Origin of the sequence: Pseudonocardia nematodicida (assembly GCF_040105385.1) — a bacterium.
GTDB lineage: Bacteria > Actinomycetota > Actinomycetes > Mycobacteriales > Pseudonocardiaceae > Pseudonocardia > Pseudonocardia nematodicida.
The window spans coordinates 926,974-946,475 of record NZ_JBEDNQ010000001.1; the positions used below are offsets into that span (position 1 = coordinate 926,974).

A 19,502-nucleotide genomic window follows, 5' to 3' on the forward strand; every position below is an offset into this window, starting at 1 on the left:
ACCGGGTCGTGGGTCCTCGACGGGCGCTGCTTCCCGACCCGCACGGTGGGAACGCCCCCCACGTGATGTGCAGGTCACCTTACCGGCGGCCGCTGGGGACCCCTGGCACCCGGGTCCCGGGCGTGTCGCGGGCCGCCCGGTCGCTGCGACCGCGTCGGCTCCGTTCCCCGGACCGCCGCGCCGCGCCTCAGCCGTGCCCGACCGTCACCCCGCCGGCCGAGGACCGGGCGGTGATCCGGTGTGGCGCACCCGGCGTGTCCGCGAGCTCGACGCGCGTCTGCCCCGCCGTCGTCTCGGCGTCGACCGCGTAGTCCTGTCCGTCGGGCACCCGGACGTCGACGCTGCCGGCGCTCGACTCGGCCGTGACCTCCGGCGCCGCGGCGACGAAGGTGAGGTCGACCGACCCGGCGCTCGACTCCGCGGTCACCGAGCCCGGGCCGAGCCCACGGCCCTGCACCCCGCCGGCGGAGGTCCGGACCTCGTGCTCACCGGTCAGGCCCTCGATCTCGATCGCACCCGCGGACAGCTCGGCCCGCGACGACGACGCCTCCGGGACCGTGATCACCAGCCCGGCCTGGCAGCGGTCCGAGCCCCGGTCCGGGCAGCGCGCCTCGACCCGCAGGACCTCGCCGTCGAGCCGGTGCGTGACCTCCGGCCGGGCGTCGCCGGTCCAGCGCAGGTCCTGCTCGACCCGGGCCTGCGTGCCCGCGACGAGGCGCAGGTTCCCGGCGTCGGAGTCGACCTCGACCCGGGAGACCGCCCCGTCGATCTGCTCGGTGACGTCGTCCCGCTGCTCCGCCCCGGTCGCGCCGCACCCGGCCAGCAACCCCACCACAGCTCCGAGGACCCACCATCGGTATCGCATCGACCCCGGACCGTAGTCCCATGCCGAGAGGCGATCGCGATCCGGGCGCGAGAACGGCCACCCCCGTGGCCGGATCCGCGCCGAGAACCTGATCACCCGCGCGCGCGGGGGTGCGAGGTGGCGTAGACCTCCTTCAGGGTGTCGACGGTGACGTGGGTGTAGATCTGGGTGGTCGCCACGCTGGCGTGGCCGAGGAGCTCCTGGACCACCCGGACGTCGGCGCCGCCGGAGAGCAGGTGGGTGGCGAAGCAGTGCCGCAGTGTGTGCGGAGAGATGCTCGCGACGGTCTCCGGCGGCAGCCCCGAGGCCTCGGCGGCCGAGCGGAGCACGTGCCAGGCGCTCTGCCGCGACAGCCGGCCGCCGCGCGCGTTGAGCAGCAGGGCCGGGCCTCCGGACCCGCGCCCGGCGAGGTCCGGGCGGGCGCGCACCCGGTACGCCTCGACCGCCCCCAGCGCGGGGCGCCCGACCGGCACGATCCGCTGCTTGTTCCCCTTGCCGTGCAGCAGGATCGTCCGGGCCTCGACGTCCAGGTCGTCGAGGTCGGCGCCGACGATCTCGGAGATCCGGGCGCCGGTGGAGTAGAGCAGCTCCAGCAGCGCCCGGTCCCGCAGCCCGGTCGGTCCGTCGGCGACGCACCCGGCCAGCAGCTGGTCGACCTGGTCCACCGACAGCGCCGACGGCAGCGTCGACGGCAGCGACGGCGGCGAGACCCCGGCCGCCACGTCGGCACCCACCAGGCCCTCGACCACCGCGAACCGGTGCAGGCCGCGGACCGCGGCCAGGGCCCGGGCCGCCGACGAGGCCGCGAGCGGGCGTTCCCCGGTGCGCAGGGCCGTCACGAACCCGGCCACGTCGGCCTCCCGCACCTCGCCGAGCTCGTCCCGCCCGAGCGAGGCGCAGTACTCCACGTACCGCGCGAGATCGAGCCGGTACGAGCGCAGCGTGTTCTCCGCCCGCCCGCGCTCGACGGCGAGGTGGCCGAGGTAGTCCTCGACCACCCGCGCCGGGGTCGCCACCGGTCCTCAGCCCTTCGGCCCGTCAGCCCTTCAGCGCCGGCACGACCTCGCGCTCGAACATCTCGATGCCGGACCGGTCGTAGGCGGCCTCCGGGAAGTAGAAGATCCCATAGGACATCCCGCGCTCCTGCAGCGCCGAGAGCTTCTCGACGATCTGCTCGGGCGTCCCACAACCCGGCATGCCGCGGAACGCGCCCAGCGCGCCCTCGGCCTTCTCCTTGCCGACGAGCGGCTCCAGCCGGGCCACGAGCTGCTGCAGGCGGTCCTCGACCTCGGCCTCGGTGGCGCCGATGGCGACGTTGTAGTTGGCCGAGCGGACGATCGCGTCGTAGTCGGTCCCGACCTCGCGGCAGTGCTCGGCGAGCACCGAGGACTTGTGCGTGAAGCCCTCGAGGGTGCCGTCGAAGTTGGTGTACCGGGCGTACCTCGCGGCGATCTTCAGGGTGACCTTCTCGCCGCCCCCGGCGATCCACATCGGGATGCCGCCGTCCTGCAGCGGCTTCGGCGTCACGATGGCACCGTCCACCTGGTAGTGCTTCCCGTCCAGGGTCGCCCGGCCCTCGGACCAGGCCTGGGCGAAGATCTGCACACCCTCGTCGAGCATGGCCAGCCGCTCGCCGGGGCGGGGGAAGCCGTAGCCGTAGGCCCGCCACTCGTGCTCGTACCAGCCGGCGCCGATGCCCATCTCGATGCGGCCCTTGGAGATGATGTCGCAGGTGGCGGCGACCTTCGCGAGGTAGGCGGGGCTGCGGTAGGCCATGCAGGTGCACATCTGGCCGAGCCGCACCCGCTCGGTCGTCGCCCCGAGGGCCGCCATCAGGCTCCACGCCTCGTGGCAGGCCTCGTCGGTGGGCGCGGGGACGGTGTGGAAGTGGTCGTAGACCCAGACCGACTCCCAGACGTCACCCCGGTCGGCGTGCTCGGCGATCCCCCGCATCACGTCCCACTGGGCGCCGGGGTCGATGCCGACCAGGTCGAGCCGCCAACCCTGGGGAACGAAGAGTCCGAAACGCATGGAACGGGAGCCTAGTGCCCGTTGTGCGGATACCGTCTGGGTCATGACGTCGGGGCAGATCGGTTACGCCGAGCAGGAGGACGCGGTGCGGGCGCTGTCCCGGCACTACACCGCCGGCCGGCTGGACGTCGCCGCGTTCGACGACCGGGTCCGCCGCGCCCGCGCGGCGACCACCACCGGGGAGCTCGTGGCGCTGTTCGCCGACCTGCCCGAACCGCACCCGGACGCCGTCCGGCCGGGCGCGCAGGACACCGGGTCCACCCCGGACGCCGGCGCCGGGGACCCCGCGGGCGCGTCCACCGCCGACGACGACACCCCGACCCGCGCGACGCCGTTCCCGTCCGGCTACCCGCCGCACGGCACGGCGCACTTCCCGGCGCCGGACGACCACCCGGCGGCCGCGCCGTTCCCGGACGCCCACCCCGCCGGGGCGGGCGCACCGCCCTGGTCGGACGTCCACCGTGCACAGCAGCCCTACGAGCAGGACCCGCGCTACGCGCCGTACCCGCCGCGGTTCCCGTCCTACGAGCAGCGGTTCGGGACGCCGGGCCAGGGCCCGCAGGCCTACTCCGGTCACTACCCGCCGCATCCCGGGCCGCCCGCGTACGGCCCGAACGCCGGCTACGACGCGGCCGCTCCGTTCGGCCGCGAGCCCTTCTCCGGCCGGCCGTACTCGGACAAGCAGAAGATCATCGCGGGGCTGCTGCAGCTGTTCCTGCCGTTCGGGGTCGGCCGGTTCTACTCCGGACACACCGGGCTCGCCGTCGCGCAGCTGGTGGTCACGTTCCTGACCTTCGGGCTGGGCGCGGTGTGGTCGTTCGTCGACGGCATCGTGATCCTCGCCGGGAACCCGCACGACCCCGCCGGGCGCCCGCTGCGGCCCTGAGCGGCGCTGCCGCGCTGGTGTCAGTCGTCGCCGTCGCGTCGGCGGGCGAAGCGTTCCGGCCGGTCGGTCCACTCGGTGTCGACGGGCCGCGGTTCCATGTCCCCGGACAGCACCATCCGGGTGGCCAGCAGCCCGGCGCAGGACACCGCGTTCACGATCTCCCCGGACAGCACCATCGCGACGGCCTCGTCGATGCCGAACCAGCGCAGCTCGATGTCGGCCTCCTCGTCGTCGCCCATGTCGGGCCGGGGCCGCTCGGACAGGTCACGCGCGAGGAAGATCCGTACTGACTCGTCGGAGAACCCGGGTGACGGGACGACGTCGAGCAGCAGCGCCCAGTCCGACGCCGACAGCCCGGCCTCCTCGGTCAGCTCCCGGTCCGCGGTCACCGCGGGGTCCTCCCCCGCGACGTCGAGCAGCCCGGCCGGCAGCTCCCAGAGCCGGCGGCGCACCGCGTGCCGGTACTGCCGGATCAGCCGGACCCGCTGCTGGTCGTCGACCGCGACGACGGCGACCGCGCCCGGGTGCTCCAGGATCTCCCGGGTCGCGACGCGCCCGCCGGGCATCACGACGCGGTCCGAGCGCAGCGCCATCACCCGGCCCGAGTAGATGTCGGTCGCCGAGCGGACGGGGAAGTCGTGCTCGCCGGGGCGGATCATCGGGCCGGCTTCCGAGTCGCACTGTGCAAGACGATCACGAATCGCACAGTAGCGGCCCGGTGACCGGACGGTCACGACCGGCGCGCTCCCCGCTGCACGAGCGGATCGTTCGTGGGATCAGGCGCCACGAACGGTCCGCTCGCGGGAGGAGCGGTGGGCTCAGGCCCCGGGAGCGCTCTCCGCGGCGACGCCGTTCGAGCTCGGCACACCGTCGGCGGCCCGCCCCTCGACGGTCGGGTCCTCGACCACCGGCTCGTCGCTGCCGTTGCGCCCGGGCAGCTCGACCGGCAGCCGGTCCTCGGCCCGGTAGCGCAGCGCGGCCTTCACGAACGCCGCGAACAGCGGGTGCGGACGGGTGGGGCGGCTCTTGAGCTCCGGGTGGGCCTGGGTGCCGACGAAGAACGGGTGCTCCGACGCCGGCAGCTCGACGAACTCCACCAGCGTGCCGTCCGGCGAGGTCCCGAACACCAGCCCGGCCTCGGACAGCTTCTGCCGGTAGGCGTTGTTGACCTCGAAGCGGTGCCGGTGCCGCTCGGAGACCTCCTTCGCCCCGTAGGCCTTGGCCGCCACCGAGCCGGGCGCCAGGACGGCCGGGTAGGCGCCGAGCCGCATCGTCCCACCCATGTCCCGCTCCCCCGCGACGACGTCGCGCTGGTCGGTCATCGTCGAGACGACCGGGTGCGCGGTGTCCGGGTCGAACTCCGAGGAGCTGGCGCCGTCGAGCCCGGCGAGGTTGCGCGCGGTCTCGATCACCATGCACTGCAGGCCCAGGCAGAGCCCCAGGGTGGGGATCCGCCGGGTGCGGGCGTGCGTGATCGCACCGAGCTTGCCCTCGATGCCGCGGATGCCGAAGCCACCCGGCACGAGCACCGCGTCGACGCCCTCCAGGGCCTCGGCGGCCCCGGCAGGGGTCTCGCAGGTGTCCGAGGGGACCCAGCGGATCGCGACCTTGGCGTGGTGGGCGAACCCGCCGGCGCGCAGCGCCTCGGTGACCGAGAGGTAGGCGTCGGGCAGGTCGACGTACTTGCCGACGAGCGCGATCGTCGCGGTCTCGTGCGGGTGGTGCACGCGGTCGAGCAGGTCGCCCCAGACGGTCCAGTCGACGTCGCGGAACGGCAGGCCGAGCCGGCGCACGACGTAGGCGTCGAGGCCCTCGCCGTGCAGCACCTTCGGGATGTCGTAGATCGACGGCGCGTCCGGGGCGGCGGCGACGCCGTCGAGTTCGACGTCGCACATCAGCGAGATCTTGCGCTTCATCGCGTCCGGGATCTCCCGGTCCGCGCGCAGCACCAGCGCGTCGGGCTGGATACCGATGTTGCGCAGGGCGGCGACGGAGTGCTGGGTCGGCTTGGTCTTCAGCTCCCCGGACGGCGCGAGGTAGGGCACCAGCGACACGTGCAGGAAGAAGCAGTTGTCGCGACCGACCTCGTGCCGGACCTGACGGGCCGCCTCGACGAACGGCAGCGACTCGATGTCGCCGATGGTGCCGCCGACCTCGGTGATGACGACGTCCGGGGCGATCCCCTCGGCGTCCGGCTCGGCCATCGCCAGCACCCGGTCCTTGATCTCACCGGTGATGTGCGGGATGACCTGCACGGTGTCGCCCAGGTACTCGCCCCGGCGTTCCTTGGCGATCACCTCGGAGTACACCTGACCGGTGGTGACGTTGGCACGTCCCTTGAGGTTGCGGTCGAGGAAGCGCTCGTAGTGGCCGATGTCGAGGTCGGTCTCGGCCCCGTCCTCGGTGACGAACACCTCGCCGTGCTGGAACGGGTTCATCGTCCCGGGGTCGACGTTCAGGTACGGGTCGAGCTTCTGCATCGTGACCCGGAGTCCGCGTGCCGTGAGCAGCTGGCCCAGGCTCGACGCGGTGAGGCCTTTACCCAGCGAGGACGCAACCCCGCCGGTGACGAACAGATGACGGGTGGCGCGGGTCTGCACGGAGTTTCAGCCTACCGACCCGTTCGCGGACTCCGGCACCGCCCCCTCCCTGGGCCCCGGGACAGGGCCGCTCGCGCCCTCGCCGGAGCCGTACTGCCCGGTGTCGCCGGCCGCGCGTTCGGCCAGCGCCAGCACGGTCGCGATGCGGCCCGCACCGGTACCGACGTCGTCGACGGTGGACAGCGACCCGGGGTTCGCGCGGGCGGCGCCGACCGCACCCTGCGGGGTGGCCGAGCCGTCGCGGCCGACCAGCACCGCACCACCGCCCCGGAGGTCCAGCTCGGCGGCCAGCGCGGCCGCGGTGGCGGCCGCGTCGCCGGCGTCGACGCCCGGCAGCGCTCCCCCGGTGACGACGACGGCGAGCTCTCCCGCTCCGGGGGCACCGCCCGGCGACCCCGGGGCGGAGCCGTCCGGCGACTCGGCCGCGGTGCCCGGCTGCCCGGTGCCGGTACCGACCGGCGCCTCCGCGGCCGTGGAATCCGCCGTCCCGGCCGGTTCCTCGGCGAACCCGCCCGCGGCGAGCCCGGCGACGACCGCACCGGCCTGCCCGGGGTCGGCTCCCGGCGCCAGCAGTGCGGAACCGAGCAGGCCTCCGGCCAGCGCTCCGGCGTCGGAGGAGGCGGGCAGCTGGGCGCCCGCGGGCAGCAGCCGGGCGGACAGGTCACGCAGCTGGTCGGCCCGGGCGGGATCGGTGACGGCCGGGGTGAGGACGACGTCGCCGGCGACGGTCCCGCCGGCGACCGTGATCAGTTCGGCGATCGCCCGGGTGTCGGCCTCGTCGGCGCCGATCGAGACGACGGTGACCGGGACGCCGGTCAGCGCCCCGTCGAGGACGCGGGGGCCGATCCGGGCGGCGAACGCGTCGTCGGCCTCCAGCCGGGCGACCAGCTGGTCCCGCTCCGCCCGCAGCGCCTCGACCTCGCCGGTCTCCCCGGTGCCGGCGGCGCTCGTGGCGGTCGCCGCGATCCGTTGCGGCACACCGAGGGTCGCGACCACGACGCCGAGTGCCATGGCGAGCACGAACACCGCGACGAGCGCGGTGCGGTGGTGACGGCGGGAGATCATGCGATCCAGGTCCGCACCGTGTCGATGAGCCCCTGGGCCCACTCCAGCACGGCCGGACCGGCCCCGGACACCATCACGGCGACGACGACGGCGGCCAGCGCGGCCAGCACGAGCAACAGTAACGGCGCCCACGACGACCGGCTCCGGAACATCTGCGCGATCACCGCACCGTCGACGACGGACCCCCCGGCCTGCAGCCGGGTCAGGAACGTCGAGGCGTTGCCACCGGAGCGGCCCCGGTCGAGGAACTCGGCCATCGACGCCGACAGCCCGACCGTGACGATCATGGAGGCGCCGTGGTGGTGGGCCAGTAGCAGCGCGAGGTCCTCCGGGTTGGCCGTGGACGGGAACGTGACCGCGCTCGCGCCGAGGTCCTGGACCCGGTGCAGGCCGGGCGCGTGCCCGTCCGGGAACGCCGGGACGACGACGTCGGCGCCACCGGTCAGCACCTGGTTCGACACCTCCGACGGGTCGGCGACGATCAGGTCCGGCTTGTGCCCGGCGTTGAGCAGGGCGTCGGCCCCGGCGCCGACCCCGAGCAGCACCGGGCGGTACTCCTTGACGTAGGCCTTGAGCCGGCGAAGGACCGCGGTGTGCTCGAAACCGGCGGCGACGACGAGCACCGGGCGGCCGTCGATCACGACGTCGACATCGGGGACGCCGTGCCCGTCGAGCAGCAGCGAGCGCTCCCGGCGCATGAACTCGATGGTGTTGGCGGCGAAGGCCTCGAGCTGGTGGGTCAGGCCGGACTTGGCCTCGGCGAGCGCGTCGGCGACCGTGTCCTCGGTCTGCTCGCGCCCCTCGCCCAGCGGCTGCTCGCCGGAGTAGATCACCCCGTCGTGCAGGCGGATCCTGGCCCCGTCCCGCACCGCGCGGAGGATCTCCGGACCACAGTCGTCGACCAGCGGGATGCCCTCGCTCACCAGTACCTGCGGGCCGAGGTTGGGGAACCGCCCCGAGATCGACGGCGCGGCGTTCACCACGGCGCCGACCCGGGCGGTGACCAGCGCGTCCGCGGTCGCGCGGTCGAGGTCGACCTGGTCGAGGACCGCGATGTCGCCGGGCCGCAGCCGGCGCAGCAGCGCCTCGGTACGACGGTCGGTACGGGCGGTCCCGATCAGACCCGGCAGCTCCGGTCGGGAACGGTGCAGCAGGCCGGAGAGCTTCATGCGCGGCACTGTGACAGCTGGGGCGCCCGGGACGGTGCAGGCACGCCGCAGCGTGGCCGGACCTTCACCGCCCGGGGTCGTCCACGGGTCGCGAACCCCGCGGGCCGACTCCCCGGCCGGCTCAGCCGGCCTTCCGCCGCCGGCGGGTGCCGGCGGCCGGGCCGGCGCCGGTGCGAGCGGCCCCGGACCGACGGGACCGCGCCTCGGCGAGGTCGGCCGGTTCCCGTCCGGCCCGGTCGGTCTCCCGGTGCGCGGTCGCCGCGGCCAGCAGCTCCTCGGCGTGTGCGCGCCCGGTGTCGGTGTCGTCCATCCCGGCCAGCATCCGGGCGAGCTCACCGACCCGGTCGGACTCGTCGACCCGCTGGACGCTGGACCGGGTCACCCCTTCGCCGGAAGCCTTGCGCACCACCAGGTGCCGGTCGGCGTAGGCGGCGACCTGCGGCAGGTGCGTCACGACGATCACCTGGTGGCTCTCGGCGAGCCGGGCCAGCCGCCGCCCGATCTCGACCGCGGCACGCCCCCCGACGCCGGCGTCGACCTCGTCGAACACCATCGTCGGGACCGGGTCGGACCCGGCGAGGGCGACCTCGAGGGCCAGCATCACCCGGGACAGCTCTCCGCCGGAGGCGCCCTTGTGCAGCGGCTGCGCCACCGACCCGGCGTGCGGGATCAGCCGGATCTCCACCTCGTCGACGCCGCCGGACCCCGCGTGGCACTCGCGGCCGCCGACCACGAGCACCGGGCCGCCGTCGCCGGCCGGGCGGGGTGCGACCTCGACCTGCAGCCGGGCGTCCCGCATGGCGAGCCCGCCCAGCTCGGCGGTGGTCGCTTCGGCCAACCGGCCGGCCGCCTCCGTGCGGGCCGCGGTCACCGCGGTCGCGTGCGCCGCCAGCTCGCCGGCCAGCTCGTCACGGCGGGCGGCCAGCCCGGCCAGCGCCTCGTCGGAGACGTCCAGCCCGGCGAGGCGGTCCCGGGCCCGCTGCGCCCACTCCAGGACACCGTCGGTGTCGGCGGCGTACTTGCGGGTCAGCGACTTCAGCTCGGCCTGCCGGGCGAGCACCTGGGACAGCCGCTCCGGATCGGCGTCGAGCCGGTCGAGGTAGCCGCTCAGCTCGGCCGCGGCGTCGGCGAGCACCGCGACCGCGTCCGCGAGCCGGGGGCCGAGCCCGGCCAGCTCCGGATCGCCGCTCTGCTCGGCCAGCGCGCGGGCCTCGCCGGCCAGCCCGATCGCGCCCGGCATCTCACCGTCGTCCGGCCCGGACAGGGCCATCCGCGCGCTCTCCGCGGTGGAGCGCAGGTCGTCGGCCTCGGCCATCCGGCGGGCCAGCTCGACGAGCTCGCGGTCCTCGGCCGGCTGCGGGTCGACGGCCTCGATCTCGGCGAGACCGTGCCGCAGCATGTCGGACTCCTGGGCCAGCCGGCGGGCGTTGTCCCGCCGCTCGGCGAGCTCGCCGACGACCTCCAGCCACGCCGTGCGCACCCGGCGGTACTCCTCGAGCGGCTGCCCGACGGCGATACCGGCGAAGCGGTCGAGCAGCGATCGCTGGTCGGCGCCGCGCAACAGCCGGAGCTGGTCGTTCTGCCCGTGCACGGCCAGCTGCTGCTCGGCCAGCCTGCCGAGCACACCGACCGGCACCGAGCGCCCGCCCAGGTGGGCGCGGGACCGGCCATCGGCGGAGACGGTGCGGGCGGCGATCACCGTGCCGTCGTCGTCCGGCTCGGCCCCCACCTCCTCCACCAGCTCGCGCGCGCCCGCCGAGGCGGCGAACCGGCCCTCGACGACCGCGCGCTTCGCCCCGGCGGACACCCGGGACGACTCGGCGCGCCCGCCACCGAGCAGGTTCAGCCCGGTCACGACCATCGTCTTCCCGGCGCCCGTCTCCCCGGTGAGCACGGTGAGGCCCGGGTCCAGCTCCAGGGTCGCATCGTCGATCACACCGAGGCCCTGGATCCGCATCTCGGCCAACATGTGGGGGACCATACGTTCGAACCCCGACAGATTCCGTCGCCGACACGCGCCGAGGGGCGAACGCATGTTCGCGTGCGCCGAACGGTCGATCAGGCGTTCGAACGGCCGTCGTCCCGCCGTTGCTGAGCGCCGCGCCAGCCGCGCACCGGGAGGTCGAACTTGCGCACCAGCCGGTCGGCGAACGGCTGCGCGGCCAGCCGCACCATCCGTACCGGGTCGGCGGCCCGACTCAGCTCGACCCGGGCTCCCGGCGGTACGGGCACGGTGCGCCGGCCGTCGCAGTCGAGCACGGCGGAGCCGCCCTCGGCGGACACCTCCAGCGCGAGCACGCTGTCCGGCGCGATCACCATGGGCCGCGCGAACAGGGCGTGCGCGTTGCTGGGCACGACGAGCAGCGCCTGCACCTGCGGCCAGATCAGCGGCCCGCCGGCGGAGAAGGCGTAGGCGGTGGAACCGGTCGGCGTGGAACAGAGGACGCCGTCGCAGCCGAACGACGACACCGGGCGGCCGTCGACCTCCAGGACGACCTCGAGGATCCGGCCACGGGTGGTCTTCTCGACGACGGCCTCGTTCAGCGCCCACCCGCGGCCGAGCACGTGCCCGTTCGAGCGGACGACGGCCGCCACGGTGGTGCGCTCCTCCACCTCGTAGGCACCGGCGGCGAGCTTCTCCAGCGCCTCGTCGAGGGTGTCCTCCTCGGCCTCGGCGAGGAACCCGACGTGGCCCAGGTTGACCCCGAGCAGCGGTACGCCGGCCGGGCGGGCCAGGTCCGCGGCGCGCAGCAGCGTGCCGTCGCCCCCGAGGACCAGGACCGCCTCGGCACCGGCCGCCGCGTCGTCAGCGGCCGTGACCGGCACCGGAGCCCACTCGGGCGGCAGATCGGGGTCGGGGCCGAGCTCGGCCCACTCGTCGGCGAGCACCCGGGTACGGAGCCCCAGCCGGCCCAGCTCGTTCATCACGTGCATCGCGGTCTTGCGGTTGGCCGGCCGCCCGGTGTGCAGGACGAGCAGGATCTCCCTCATGCCGGTCCGTCCGCGACGGCGGCGGCCAGCATCGGCCCGAGGTCCCCGGTGGCTCCGGGGTCCTCCCCGGTGTCCGGTCGCCCCAGGTGCAGGAAGTACTCGACGTTCCCGGACGGCCCGGGCAACGGGCTGGCGGCGGCGCCGAGCACCCGCAGCCCGGCCGTGGCCGCCGCGGTCGCGACGTCGTGCAGCGCCTCGGCGCGCAGCCCCGGGTCCCGGACGACCCCGCCGGAGCCCAGCCGCTGCTTCCCGACCTCGAACTGCGGCTTGACCATCGGCAGCAGGTCCCCGCCGGGCGCGGTGCACGCGGCCAGCGCGGGCAGCACGGTGCGCAGCGAGATGAACGACAGGTCGGCGACGGTCAGGTCGACCGGTCCGCCGATCGCGTCCGGCTCGAGCGCGCGGACGTTGGTGCGGTCGTGCACGCGGACCCGCTCGTCGGACTGCAGCCGCCACACCAGCTGGCCGTACCCGACGTCGACGGCGACGACCTCGCGGGCGCCGCGGGAGAGCAGCACGTCGGTGAACCCGCCGGTGGACGCGCCGGCGTCCAGACAGCGACGCCCGGCAGGGTCGACGCCGGGGAACGCCTCGAGCGCGCCGAGCAGCTTCTTGGCTCCCCGGGAGGCCCAGTCGGGCTCGCCGTCGTCGGCGCGCACGACGACGGGCGCGTCGCGCTCGACGACGGACGCGGGTTTCGCCGCGGGCATCCCGTTGACCGAGACCCGTCCGGCCGCGATCAGCTCTGCGGCCTGACCCCGGGACCGGGCCAGCTTGCGCCGGACGAGCTCGGCGTCCAGCCGTGCGCGGGTGGGCGCCATCTCCTCAGCCCCGTTCCGGCCCGGCGGAGAGCGCGCGGCCCAGCGCCGCGTGCACCCGCTCGAAGGCGGCCGGGTGCTCGGCCACCGGGCGGTCGGCGAGCTCGTCGAGCGCCGCGACGGCGCCGGTGACCTCGGCGCGGAGCGCGGCGAGGTCACCGGCCGGGCGCTCCTCGGGAGGCCGCGGGTCGGCCGGGCGCGGGCCTGGGGTGGGGACGGTCATGGATCGATCTCCGACAGACGGGGTTCTGGCGGCCACGGTATCCGAACGGACCGACAGCGGGCGGGACGGAGGGCCGCTCCCCCGCCGACGGCGGAGGGCGGCCCCGGCGGCCGGCGCGCCGCGACCGGAGTCATCCGCCGAGACCGAGCTCCCGCAGTGCCGCACCCGCCGCGTCGTCGCCGGCGACGACCGGACCGGTGCCGTGGTCCCACGCCGCCGCGCAGAGCGTGCGCAGGGCGTCCAGGGCCGGTTCGGCGGAGCCGACGCCGTCCCCGGTGAGCCGCAGCCCGTCCGGGCCTGCCGTGAGCCGCCAGCCGGCCCGCGGGCCGGGAGCCAGCTCGTCCGGGTGCCGGGTCAGCGCGGCCAGGCCGGCCCCCAGGTAGGTCGGCCGCAGCGCCGGCGGCGCGGCGAGCAGGTCGGCCGCGCCGCTCACCCCGGTCAGCACCATCAGCGACGGCGCACCGAGTGCGTTCGCCCCCTCGATGTCGGTGTCCAGCCGGTCCCCGACGACGAGCGGGCGCGTCGCCCCGCCCTGCGCCTCCCGGAGCAGCCGCGCGGCGGGCTTGCCGGCCACCTGCGGATCCGCGCCGGACGCCGTCCGCACGGCCTGCACCATCGCGCCGTTTCCGGGCAGCGTCCCGCGCTCCGTCGGGAGGGTCAGGTCGACGTTGGTCGCGACCCACGACGCGCCCGCACCGAGGGCGACGACGGCCTCCGCGAGCGCGCGCCAGCCGGTGTCCGGCGAGTGCCCCTGGACGACGGCGGCCGCCCCCTCGGCGGTCCGCACGGGAACGAGCCCGCGGGCCCGGACCTCGTCGGCGAGCGCGTCGGTCCCGAGGACGAGCACCCGGGCGCCCGCCGGCAGCTGCTCGGCGAGCATCGCGGCACCGGCCTGGGAGCTGGTCCGGACGTCGTCGACGACGGCCGGGAACCCCAGCTCGGCCAGGTGGGCGGCGACCGCGGACGGGCTGCGCGACGCGTTGTTGGTGACGTAGACCGTCGGGACACCGCGCGCGGCGGCGTCGCACACGGCCTCGACGGCAACCGGGATGGGGTCCGGGCCCCGGTACAGGGTGCCGTCGAGGTCCGCGAGCAGGACGTCGTGGTGGGACAGGAGGTCGTCGGTCACGGGCGCTCCGGGCCGTCCTTCTCCTCGGCGCCGGTCGCCTCGGTCGGCTCGGGCCTCTCGGCCGCCGCGCCCGCCTCGCCGGGCCCGGCCGTGTCGGCCGCCGCAGTCGTGCCGGCCGCCGCGGCCGCCGGCCCGGTCGCCGGCGCCGTCTCCGGCTGCTCGGTCGCGTCGATCCCGGTCACGTCCGCCTCGTCGGTGTCGTCAGGCACGGTGCCGGCGTCGGCCACGGTGCCCGTCACTCCGGCGTCGGCATCACGGGTGTCGGCTCCCCCGGTGTCGGCGCCCTCCACCGCCTCCGGCGCGACCGGCGCACCCTCTGTGCGGTCGGCCCCGCCGCGGTCGAGCACGTCGCCAGCGCCGCCCGCCGGGACCGTCCCTGCCACCTGAGCCGGAACGTCCTCGTAGCCGATCCTGACGCCGTCGTCGCCGGTGCCCGGCAGCTCCTCGCCGGTGATCTCCGCGATCCGCTCGGCGGCGTCGGTCTGCTGCTCGGTGTCCGCGTCGTGGGCGTGCACGAACCACTGGACGGCGTCGGCCTCGCGGCCGGCGGCGAACAGGTTGTCGGCGTAGGCGTAGAACAGCCGGGCACTCCACGGGTCACGTCGCCGCGGCTCCAGCTCCGGGATCTGCAGGCCGACGACGGCGGCGTCGCGCTCCCCCAGATCGCGGCGCGCACCCGCGGCGACGATCAGCAGCTCGATCCGCTCCTCGTCGCCGAGGTCGCGGGCCTCCGGGCTGCGGGCGAGGTCCAGCGCGCGCTCCGGACGGCCGAGCGCACGCTCGATGTCGGCCATCACGTGCACGTGCCCGGGTCCGCCGCCCATCCGCCGCGCGGCACGGAACTCGCCGAGCGCCTCGTTCCACTCGCCGGCGTGGTAGGCGACGATGCCGGCGGCCTCCCGCACCACCGCGATCCGCGAGGCACGACGACGGGCGTAGCGGGCGTGCGCCAGAGCCAGCGCCGGGTCGTCGTCGACGAGCACGCCGGCCGCGACCAGGTGCCGGGCGACGAGCTCGGCGGTCTCCTTCTGCAGACCGCGCAGGTCGCGCCGGACGCCCGGGTCGAGCTCGGACGGGCTGATGCTGTCCGGCAGCTGCGGCTCGTCCACGTACGGCTGGTGCGCTGCCTCCACCACCCGGCGCGGCCGCTCCCGGTCGTCCCGGGCGGGCCTGCCACGGTCCCGGTCGTCCCGACCCCGGAACGGGCGGTCGTCCCGCCCCCGCGACGGCCGGTCGTCCCGGCGTCCGGACGGGCGGTCTCCGCGACCATCGCGGTCCCGGCGGGGCCGGTCGTCACGACGGGGCTCGTCCCGCCGCGGCCGCGGTTCGACGCGGTTCGTCGTCTCGCGCGGCCGGTCCTCGGTCCGGCGCCCGTCGCCCTCGGCCGGGGCGTGTCCACGATCCCGGTCGTCGACGGCCGGGGCTGCGGTCACCTCGGCGGCGGGCTGCTCGCCCGTCTCTCCGGTGACCACCTCGGACGGCACCGCGGACGCCGCCGACCGCGTGCTGTCGTCGGTGGCCGCGTCGGTCGCGGCTACCGGCCGGCCCGGGTCGCCGTGCGGGACGTCGTCCCGGTCCCGGGACGGGGCCTTGTCCGTGCGCGGAGCGGTGTCGACGGCCGGGGCCGTCCACTCCCCGTGCGGGGCGGGGTCCCGGTCCTCGGCTGCCTCCCGGCCGTCGCGGTCCGCACGGGACGGACGGTCCTCGCGTCCCCGGTGGGGACGGTCGTCCCGGCTCCGGAACGGCCGGTCGTCGCGACGGCCGGGCTGCCGGTCCTCGCGACCGCCCCGGTCTCGGCTCGCGCGGTCGCCTGCGCCGCGCGCATCCCGATCCCGCCAGGGTGCGCGGTCGTCGCGCGGACCGCGCGAGCCCGGACCGCGGTCGTCACGTCGAGGTCCGCGGTCTCCGCGGTCGTCGTCGCGCCGGGCCGGACGGTCGTCGCGGTAGCTGCGAGGAGCCCGGTCGTCGCGGGCGCCGCGGTCGGGCCGGCCTCGGCGGTCCTCGCCGCCACCCCGGTCGTCGCGGAAGCCGCGGGTCTCCCGGGGACCACGGTCGTCACGGGAGCCCCGGTGGTCACGCGGGCCGCGGTCGGTCCGTGGGCCACGGTCGTCCCGGTAACCCCCGCCATCGCGGGAACCGCGGTCGTTCCGGTAGCCGCCACCGTCGCCGGAACCCCGGTCCTTCCGGAAGCCGCCACCGTCACGGGAACCGCGATCGTTCCGGAAGCCGCGGTCCTCACGCGGAGCACGGTCGTTCCGGAAGCCACCGCCATCGCGGGCACCACGGTCGTCTCGCGAGCCGCGGTCGTTGCGGACACCGCCGCCATCGCGGGGACCCCGGTCGTTCCGGAAGCCACCACCGTCGCGCGGCCCGCGATCGTCGCCGCGACCACGGTCGTCCCGGTAGCTGCGGTCGTCGCGCCGGCCCCGACGGTCCTGGGAACCGCGGTCGTCGCGGTTGCGGACGTCGCGGTCCTCGCGGGCACCACGGTTCCGGTCGGAGTAGCCGCGGTCGCCCCGAGCCGAGCCGGCGTCGCGCTCACCACCGCTACGCCGGAACCCGCCACGCGAGTCACCGCCGTCGCGCCCGCCCCGGTCCGGCCGGTCACCGCGGACGCCGCCGGGGCGACCCCGGCCGCCCCGGTCGTCGTCACGCCGCTCGTCCCGGTCCTCCCGGCGGCCCGCTCCACCTCGCGGGCGGTCACGGTCGTCTCGACGGCCGCGCTCGGAGGACCCGCTGTCGTTCCGGTCGCGCCACGGCCGGGACCCGCCGTCGCGGCCGCCGGACCGTCCACGGCCGACGTCCGCACTCCGGTCGTACCCGCCGTCACCCCGGAGCCGCCGGTCCGCTCCGCGCTCGTCGTCCCGCCTGCCCCGGTCCCCGGCCGACCGCTCGCCGTCCCGGGACCAGCCGTCGCCGGTCCGCGCGCCACCGCGTCCACCCGACCGCTCCGAGCCGTGCCCACGTCCGCGGGCGTCACGACCAGGACGGTCCCCGCCAGATCGCTCTCCGTCCGTCACGCGACCAGAATACAAACGAACCCCGTCACTTCCGCGGCTCACGGCCGCTCCCGGCCGCACGTTCCCGAACAGGGAGCCACGGCGGCACACATACGAAAAAAGGGGAGCCCGATCGGTTCCATGACCGATTCGGACTCCCCTTTCTACAGGTTGAATGTCGGCGGCGACCTACTCTCCCACACCCTGTCGAGTGCAGTACCATCGGCGCAGGAAGGCTTAGCTACCGGGTTCGGAATGGGACCGGGCGTTCCCCTACCGCAATGACCACCGACAACACTATTCCCTTATAGAACCCCCAACCACACACAATGGTTGTGGACTCAGGGTCACACAGTGGATGCGAACAACTCGTTGTGGCAAGCCCTCGGCCTATTAGTACCGGTCAACTCAAACCCCTCACAAGGCTTCCATCTCCGGCCTATCAACCCAGTCATCTCCTGGGAGCCTTACCCACTCAAAGGTGGTGGGAGACCTCATCTTGGAACAGGCTTCCCGCTTAGATGCCTTCAGCGGTTATCCCTCCCGAACATAGCCAACCAGCCGTGCCCATGGCAGGACAACTGGCACACCAGAGGTTCGTCCGTCCCGGTCCTCTCGTACTAGGGACAGCCTTCCTCAAGTCTCCAACGCGCGCGGCGGATAGGGACCGAACTGTCTCACGACGTTCTAAACCCAGCTCGCGTACCGCTTTAATGGGCGAACAGCCCAACCCTTGGGACCTACTCCAGCCCCAGGATGCGACGAGCCGACATCGAGGTGCCAAACCATGCCGTCGATATGGACTCTTGGGCAAGATCAGCCTGTTATCCCCGGGGTACCTTTTATCCGTTGAGCGACACCCCTTCCACGAGGAGGTGCCGGATCACTAGTCCCGACTTTCGTCCCTGCTCGACCCGTCAGTCTCACAGTCAAGCTCCCTTGTGCACTTACACTCAACACCTGATTGCCAACCAGGCTGAGGGAACCTTTGGGCGCCTCCGTTACTCTTTAGGAGGCAACCGCCCCAGTTAAACTACCCACCAGGCACTGTCCCTGAACCAGATCATGGCCCGAGGTTCAGACACCCAATTCGACCAGAGTGGTATTTCAACAACGACTCCACACACACTAGCGTGTACGCTTCACAGTCTCCCACCTATCCTACACAAGCCGAACCGAGCACCAATACCAAGCTATAGTAAAGGTCCCGGGGTCTTTCCGTCCTGCCGCGCGTAACGAGCATCTTTACTCGTAATGCAATTTCGCCGAGCCTGTGGTCGAGACAGCGCCCAAGTCGTTACGCCATTCGTGCAGGTCGGAACTTACCCGACAAGGAATTTCGCTACCTTAGGATGGTTATAGTTACCACCGCCGTTTACTGGCGCTTAAATTCTCCGCTTCGCCGGCCGAAACCAGCTAACAGGTCCTCTTAACGTTCCAGCACCGGGCAGGCGTCAGTCCGTATACATCGTCTTGCGACTTCGCACGGACCTGTGTTTTTAGTAAACAGTCGCTTGGGCCTGGTCTCTGCGACCACCCACCGCTCCACCCGCAAGGAGTATCACAGTAGATGGCCCCCCTTCTCCCGAAGTTACGGGGGCATTTTGCCGAATTCCTTAACCACAGTTCGCTCGATCGCCTCGGTATTCTCTACCTGACCACCTGTGTCGGTTTGGGGTACGGGCCGCAACAGCACTCGCTAGAGGCTTTTCTCGACAGCATGGGATCACTCACTTCGCCTCAATCGGCTACGCATCACCTCTCACCCTCAAATGAGCCCCGGATTTACCTGGGACTCGGGCTACAGGCTTACACCACGACAACCACCGCGTGGCGGAGCTACCCTCCTGCGTCACCCCATCACTTGCCTACTACCGGATCGGATCCCACGCTCCCCCACACAACCCTCCCGAAGGAGGAAAGGTGGGTTCGGATGGTTAGCATCACCGGCCCCAGCATGGACGCACTATCACGAGCACGGGAATATCAACCCGTTGTCCATCGACTACGCCTGACGGCCTCGCCTTAGGTCCCGGCTCACCCTGGGCGGAACAACCTGGCCCAGGAACCCTTGGTCATCCGGCGGCAGAGATTCTCACTCTGCATTCGCTACTCATGCCTGCATTCTCACTCCCACACCCTCCACCCGTAAATCACTCCCGGGCTTCACCAGACGCAGGACGCTCCCCTACCCAACAAGAACAAAAATTCTCATTGCCACGGCTTCGGCGGTGCGCTTGAGCCCCGCTACATTGTCGGCGCAGGACCACTTGACCAGTGAGCTATTACGCACTCTTTCAAGGGTGGCTGCTTCTAAGCCAACCTCCTGGTTGTCTGAGCGATCCCACATCCTTTCCCACTTAGCGCACGCTTAGGGGCCTTAGCCGGTGATCTGGGCTGTTTCCCTCTCGACCACGAAGCTTATCCCCCGCAGTCTCACTGCCGCGCTCTCACTCACCGGCATTCGGAGTTTGGCTGACTTCGGTAAGCTTGTCGGCCCCCTAGGCCATCCAGTGCTCTACCTCCGGTGAGAAACACACGACGCTGCACCTAAATGCATTTCGGGGAGAACCAGCTATCACGAAGTTTGATTGGCCTTTCACCCCTACCCACAGCTCATCCCCCAGGTTTTCAACCCTGGTGGGTTCGGGCCTCCACGACGTCTTACCGACGCTTCACCCTGGCCATGGGTAGATCACTCCGCTTCGGGTCTACACCCCGCGACT

The 19,502-nt window shown here is 73.6% G+C and carries 14 protein-coding genes and 2 rRNA genes; 1 reads left to right on the forward strand and 15 read right to left on the reverse strand.

Annotated elements, in window-relative coordinates:
• Positions 1–187 precede the first annotated feature (187 nt).
• From WIS52_RS04290 to WIS52_RS04300, 3 genes are all read right to left on the reverse strand, one after another.
• Positions 188–865 carry a DUF4097 family beta strand repeat-containing protein gene (locus WIS52_RS04290; RefSeq protein ID WP_349296749.1) on the reverse strand — a complete coding sequence of 226 codons (678 nt, stop codon included), beginning with the start codon at positions 863–865 and terminating at the stop codon, positions 188–190.
• A 92-nt stretch (positions 866–957) separates the two neighbouring features.
• Complete coding sequence (locus WIS52_RS04295) at positions 958–1,881, reverse strand: site-specific tyrosine recombinase XerD (RefSeq protein WP_349296750.1); 924 nt, start codon at positions 1,879–1,881, stop codon at positions 958–960.
• Between the two features lie 22 nt (positions 1,882–1,903).
• Positions 1,904–2,896, reverse strand: a complete 993-nt coding sequence (locus WIS52_RS04300) for an LLM class F420-dependent oxidoreductase (protein ID WP_349296751.1) — start codon at positions 2,894–2,896, stop codon at positions 1,904–1,906.
• Between the two features lie 43 nt (positions 2,897–2,939).
• Between WIS52_RS04300 and WIS52_RS04305 the strand changes: the two genes are divergently transcribed.
• The gene (locus WIS52_RS04305; RefSeq protein ID WP_349296752.1) at positions 2,940–3,782 is read left to right on the forward strand and encodes a DUF1707 domain-containing protein; all 843 of its coding nucleotides are present in this window, start codon (positions 2,940–2,942) and stop codon (positions 3,780–3,782) included.
• A gap of 20 nt (positions 3,783–3,802) precedes the next feature.
• Here WIS52_RS04305 and WIS52_RS04310 read toward each other — a convergent pair whose 3' ends face one another.
• The 12 genes from WIS52_RS04310 to WIS52_RS04365 form a co-directional block, all read right to left on the reverse strand.
• The gene (locus WIS52_RS04310; RefSeq protein ID WP_349296753.1) at positions 3,803–4,441 is read right to left on the reverse strand and encodes an NUDIX hydrolase; all 639 of its coding nucleotides are present in this window, start codon (positions 4,439–4,441) and stop codon (positions 3,803–3,805) included.
• Between the two features lie 159 nt (positions 4,442–4,600).
• Entirely contained in the window at positions 4,601–6,382 is a 1,782-nt protein-coding gene (locus WIS52_RS04315; protein WP_349296754.1) for a CTP synthase, read from the reverse strand.
• Between the two features lie 6 nt (positions 6,383–6,388).
• Positions 6,389–7,447 (reverse strand): copper transporter, encoded by a 1,059-nt coding sequence (locus tag WIS52_RS04320; RefSeq protein WP_349296755.1) that lies wholly within the window; start codon positions 7,445–7,447, stop codon positions 6,389–6,391.
• Entirely contained in the window at positions 7,444–8,616 is a 1,173-nt protein-coding gene (gene steA / locus WIS52_RS04325) for a putative cytokinetic ring protein SteA (RefSeq protein ID WP_349296756.1), read from the reverse strand. Before steA ends, WIS52_RS04320 begins: the two co-directional genes overlap by 4 nt.
• Before the next feature lie 121 nt (positions 8,617–8,737).
• A complete protein-coding gene (gene recN / locus WIS52_RS04330) occupies positions 8,738–10,585 on the reverse strand; it encodes a DNA repair protein RecN (protein ID WP_349296757.1) in 1,848 nt (615 codons plus the stop codon).
• Between the two features lie 89 nt (positions 10,586–10,674).
• Positions 10,675–11,607: an NAD kinase gene (locus WIS52_RS04335; RefSeq protein WP_349296758.1), complete on the reverse strand. Its 933-nt coding sequence runs from the start codon at positions 11,605–11,607 to the stop codon at positions 10,675–10,677.
• Positions 11,604–12,428, reverse strand: a complete 825-nt coding sequence (locus tag WIS52_RS04340) for a TlyA family RNA methyltransferase (protein ID WP_349296759.1) — start codon at positions 12,426–12,428, stop codon at positions 11,604–11,606. Before WIS52_RS04340 ends, WIS52_RS04335 begins: the two co-directional genes overlap by 4 nt.
• Positions 12,429–12,432: 4 nt before the next feature.
• Complete coding sequence (locus WIS52_RS04345; RefSeq protein ID WP_349296760.1) at positions 12,433–12,648, reverse strand: hypothetical protein; 216 nt, start codon at positions 12,646–12,648, stop codon at positions 12,433–12,435.
• A gap of 130 nt (positions 12,649–12,778) precedes the next feature.
• Complete coding sequence (locus WIS52_RS04350) at positions 12,779–13,777, reverse strand: HAD-IIA family hydrolase (protein ID WP_349296761.1); 999 nt, start codon at positions 13,775–13,777, stop codon at positions 12,779–12,781.
• On the reverse strand, positions 13,774–15,249 hold the full coding sequence (locus WIS52_RS04355) for a tetratricopeptide repeat protein (RefSeq protein ID WP_349296762.1): 1,476 nt from the start codon (positions 15,247–15,249) through the stop codon (positions 13,774–13,776). Before WIS52_RS04355 ends, WIS52_RS04350 begins: the two co-directional genes overlap by 4 nt.
• Positions 15,250–16,952: 1,703 nt before the next feature.
• Positions 16,953–17,069: ribosomal RNA gene (rrf, locus tag WIS52_RS04360) — 5S ribosomal RNA — on the reverse strand.
• Positions 17,070–17,149: 80 nt separating this feature from the next.
• A 23S ribosomal RNA gene (locus tag WIS52_RS04365) occupies positions 17,150–19,502 on the reverse strand; the annotation flags it as partial.

Coding starts and splice junctions, on each gene's coding strand:
- WIS52_RS04290 (WP_349296749.1), bottom strand. CDS start 865: ATGCGATACCGATGGTGGGTCCTCGGAGCTGTGGTGGGGTTGCTGGCC.
- WIS52_RS04300 (WP_349296751.1), bottom strand. CDS start 2,896: ATGCGTTTCGGACTCTTCGTTCCCCAGGGTTGGCGGCTCGACCTGGTC.
- WIS52_RS04305 (WP_349296752.1), top strand. CDS start 2,940: ATGACGTCGGGGCAGATCGGTTACGCCGAGCAGGAGGACGCGGTGCGG.
- WIS52_RS04310 (WP_349296753.1), bottom strand. CDS start 4,441: ATGATCCGCCCCGGCGAGCACGACTTCCCCGTCCGCTCGGCGACCGAC.
- WIS52_RS04320 (WP_349296755.1), bottom strand. CDS start 7,447: ATGATCTCCCGCCGTCACCACCGCACCGCGCTCGTCGCGGTGTTCGTG.
- steA (WP_349296756.1), bottom strand. CDS start 8,616: ATGAAGCTCTCCGGCCTGCTGCACCGTTCCCGACCGGAGCTGCCGGGT.
- recN (WP_349296757.1), bottom strand. CDS start 10,585: ATGTTGGCCGAGATGCGGATCCAGGGCCTCGGTGTGATCGACGATGCG.
- WIS52_RS04335 (WP_349296758.1), bottom strand. CDS start 11,607: ATGAGGGAGATCCTGCTCGTCCTGCACACCGGGCGGCCGGCCAACCGC.
- WIS52_RS04340 (WP_349296759.1), bottom strand. CDS start 12,428: ATGGCGCCCACCCGCGCACGGCTGGACGCCGAGCTCGTCCGGCGCAAG.
- WIS52_RS04345 (WP_349296760.1), bottom strand. CDS start 12,648: ATGACCGTCCCCACCCCAGGCCCGCGCCCGGCCGACCCGCGGCCTCCC.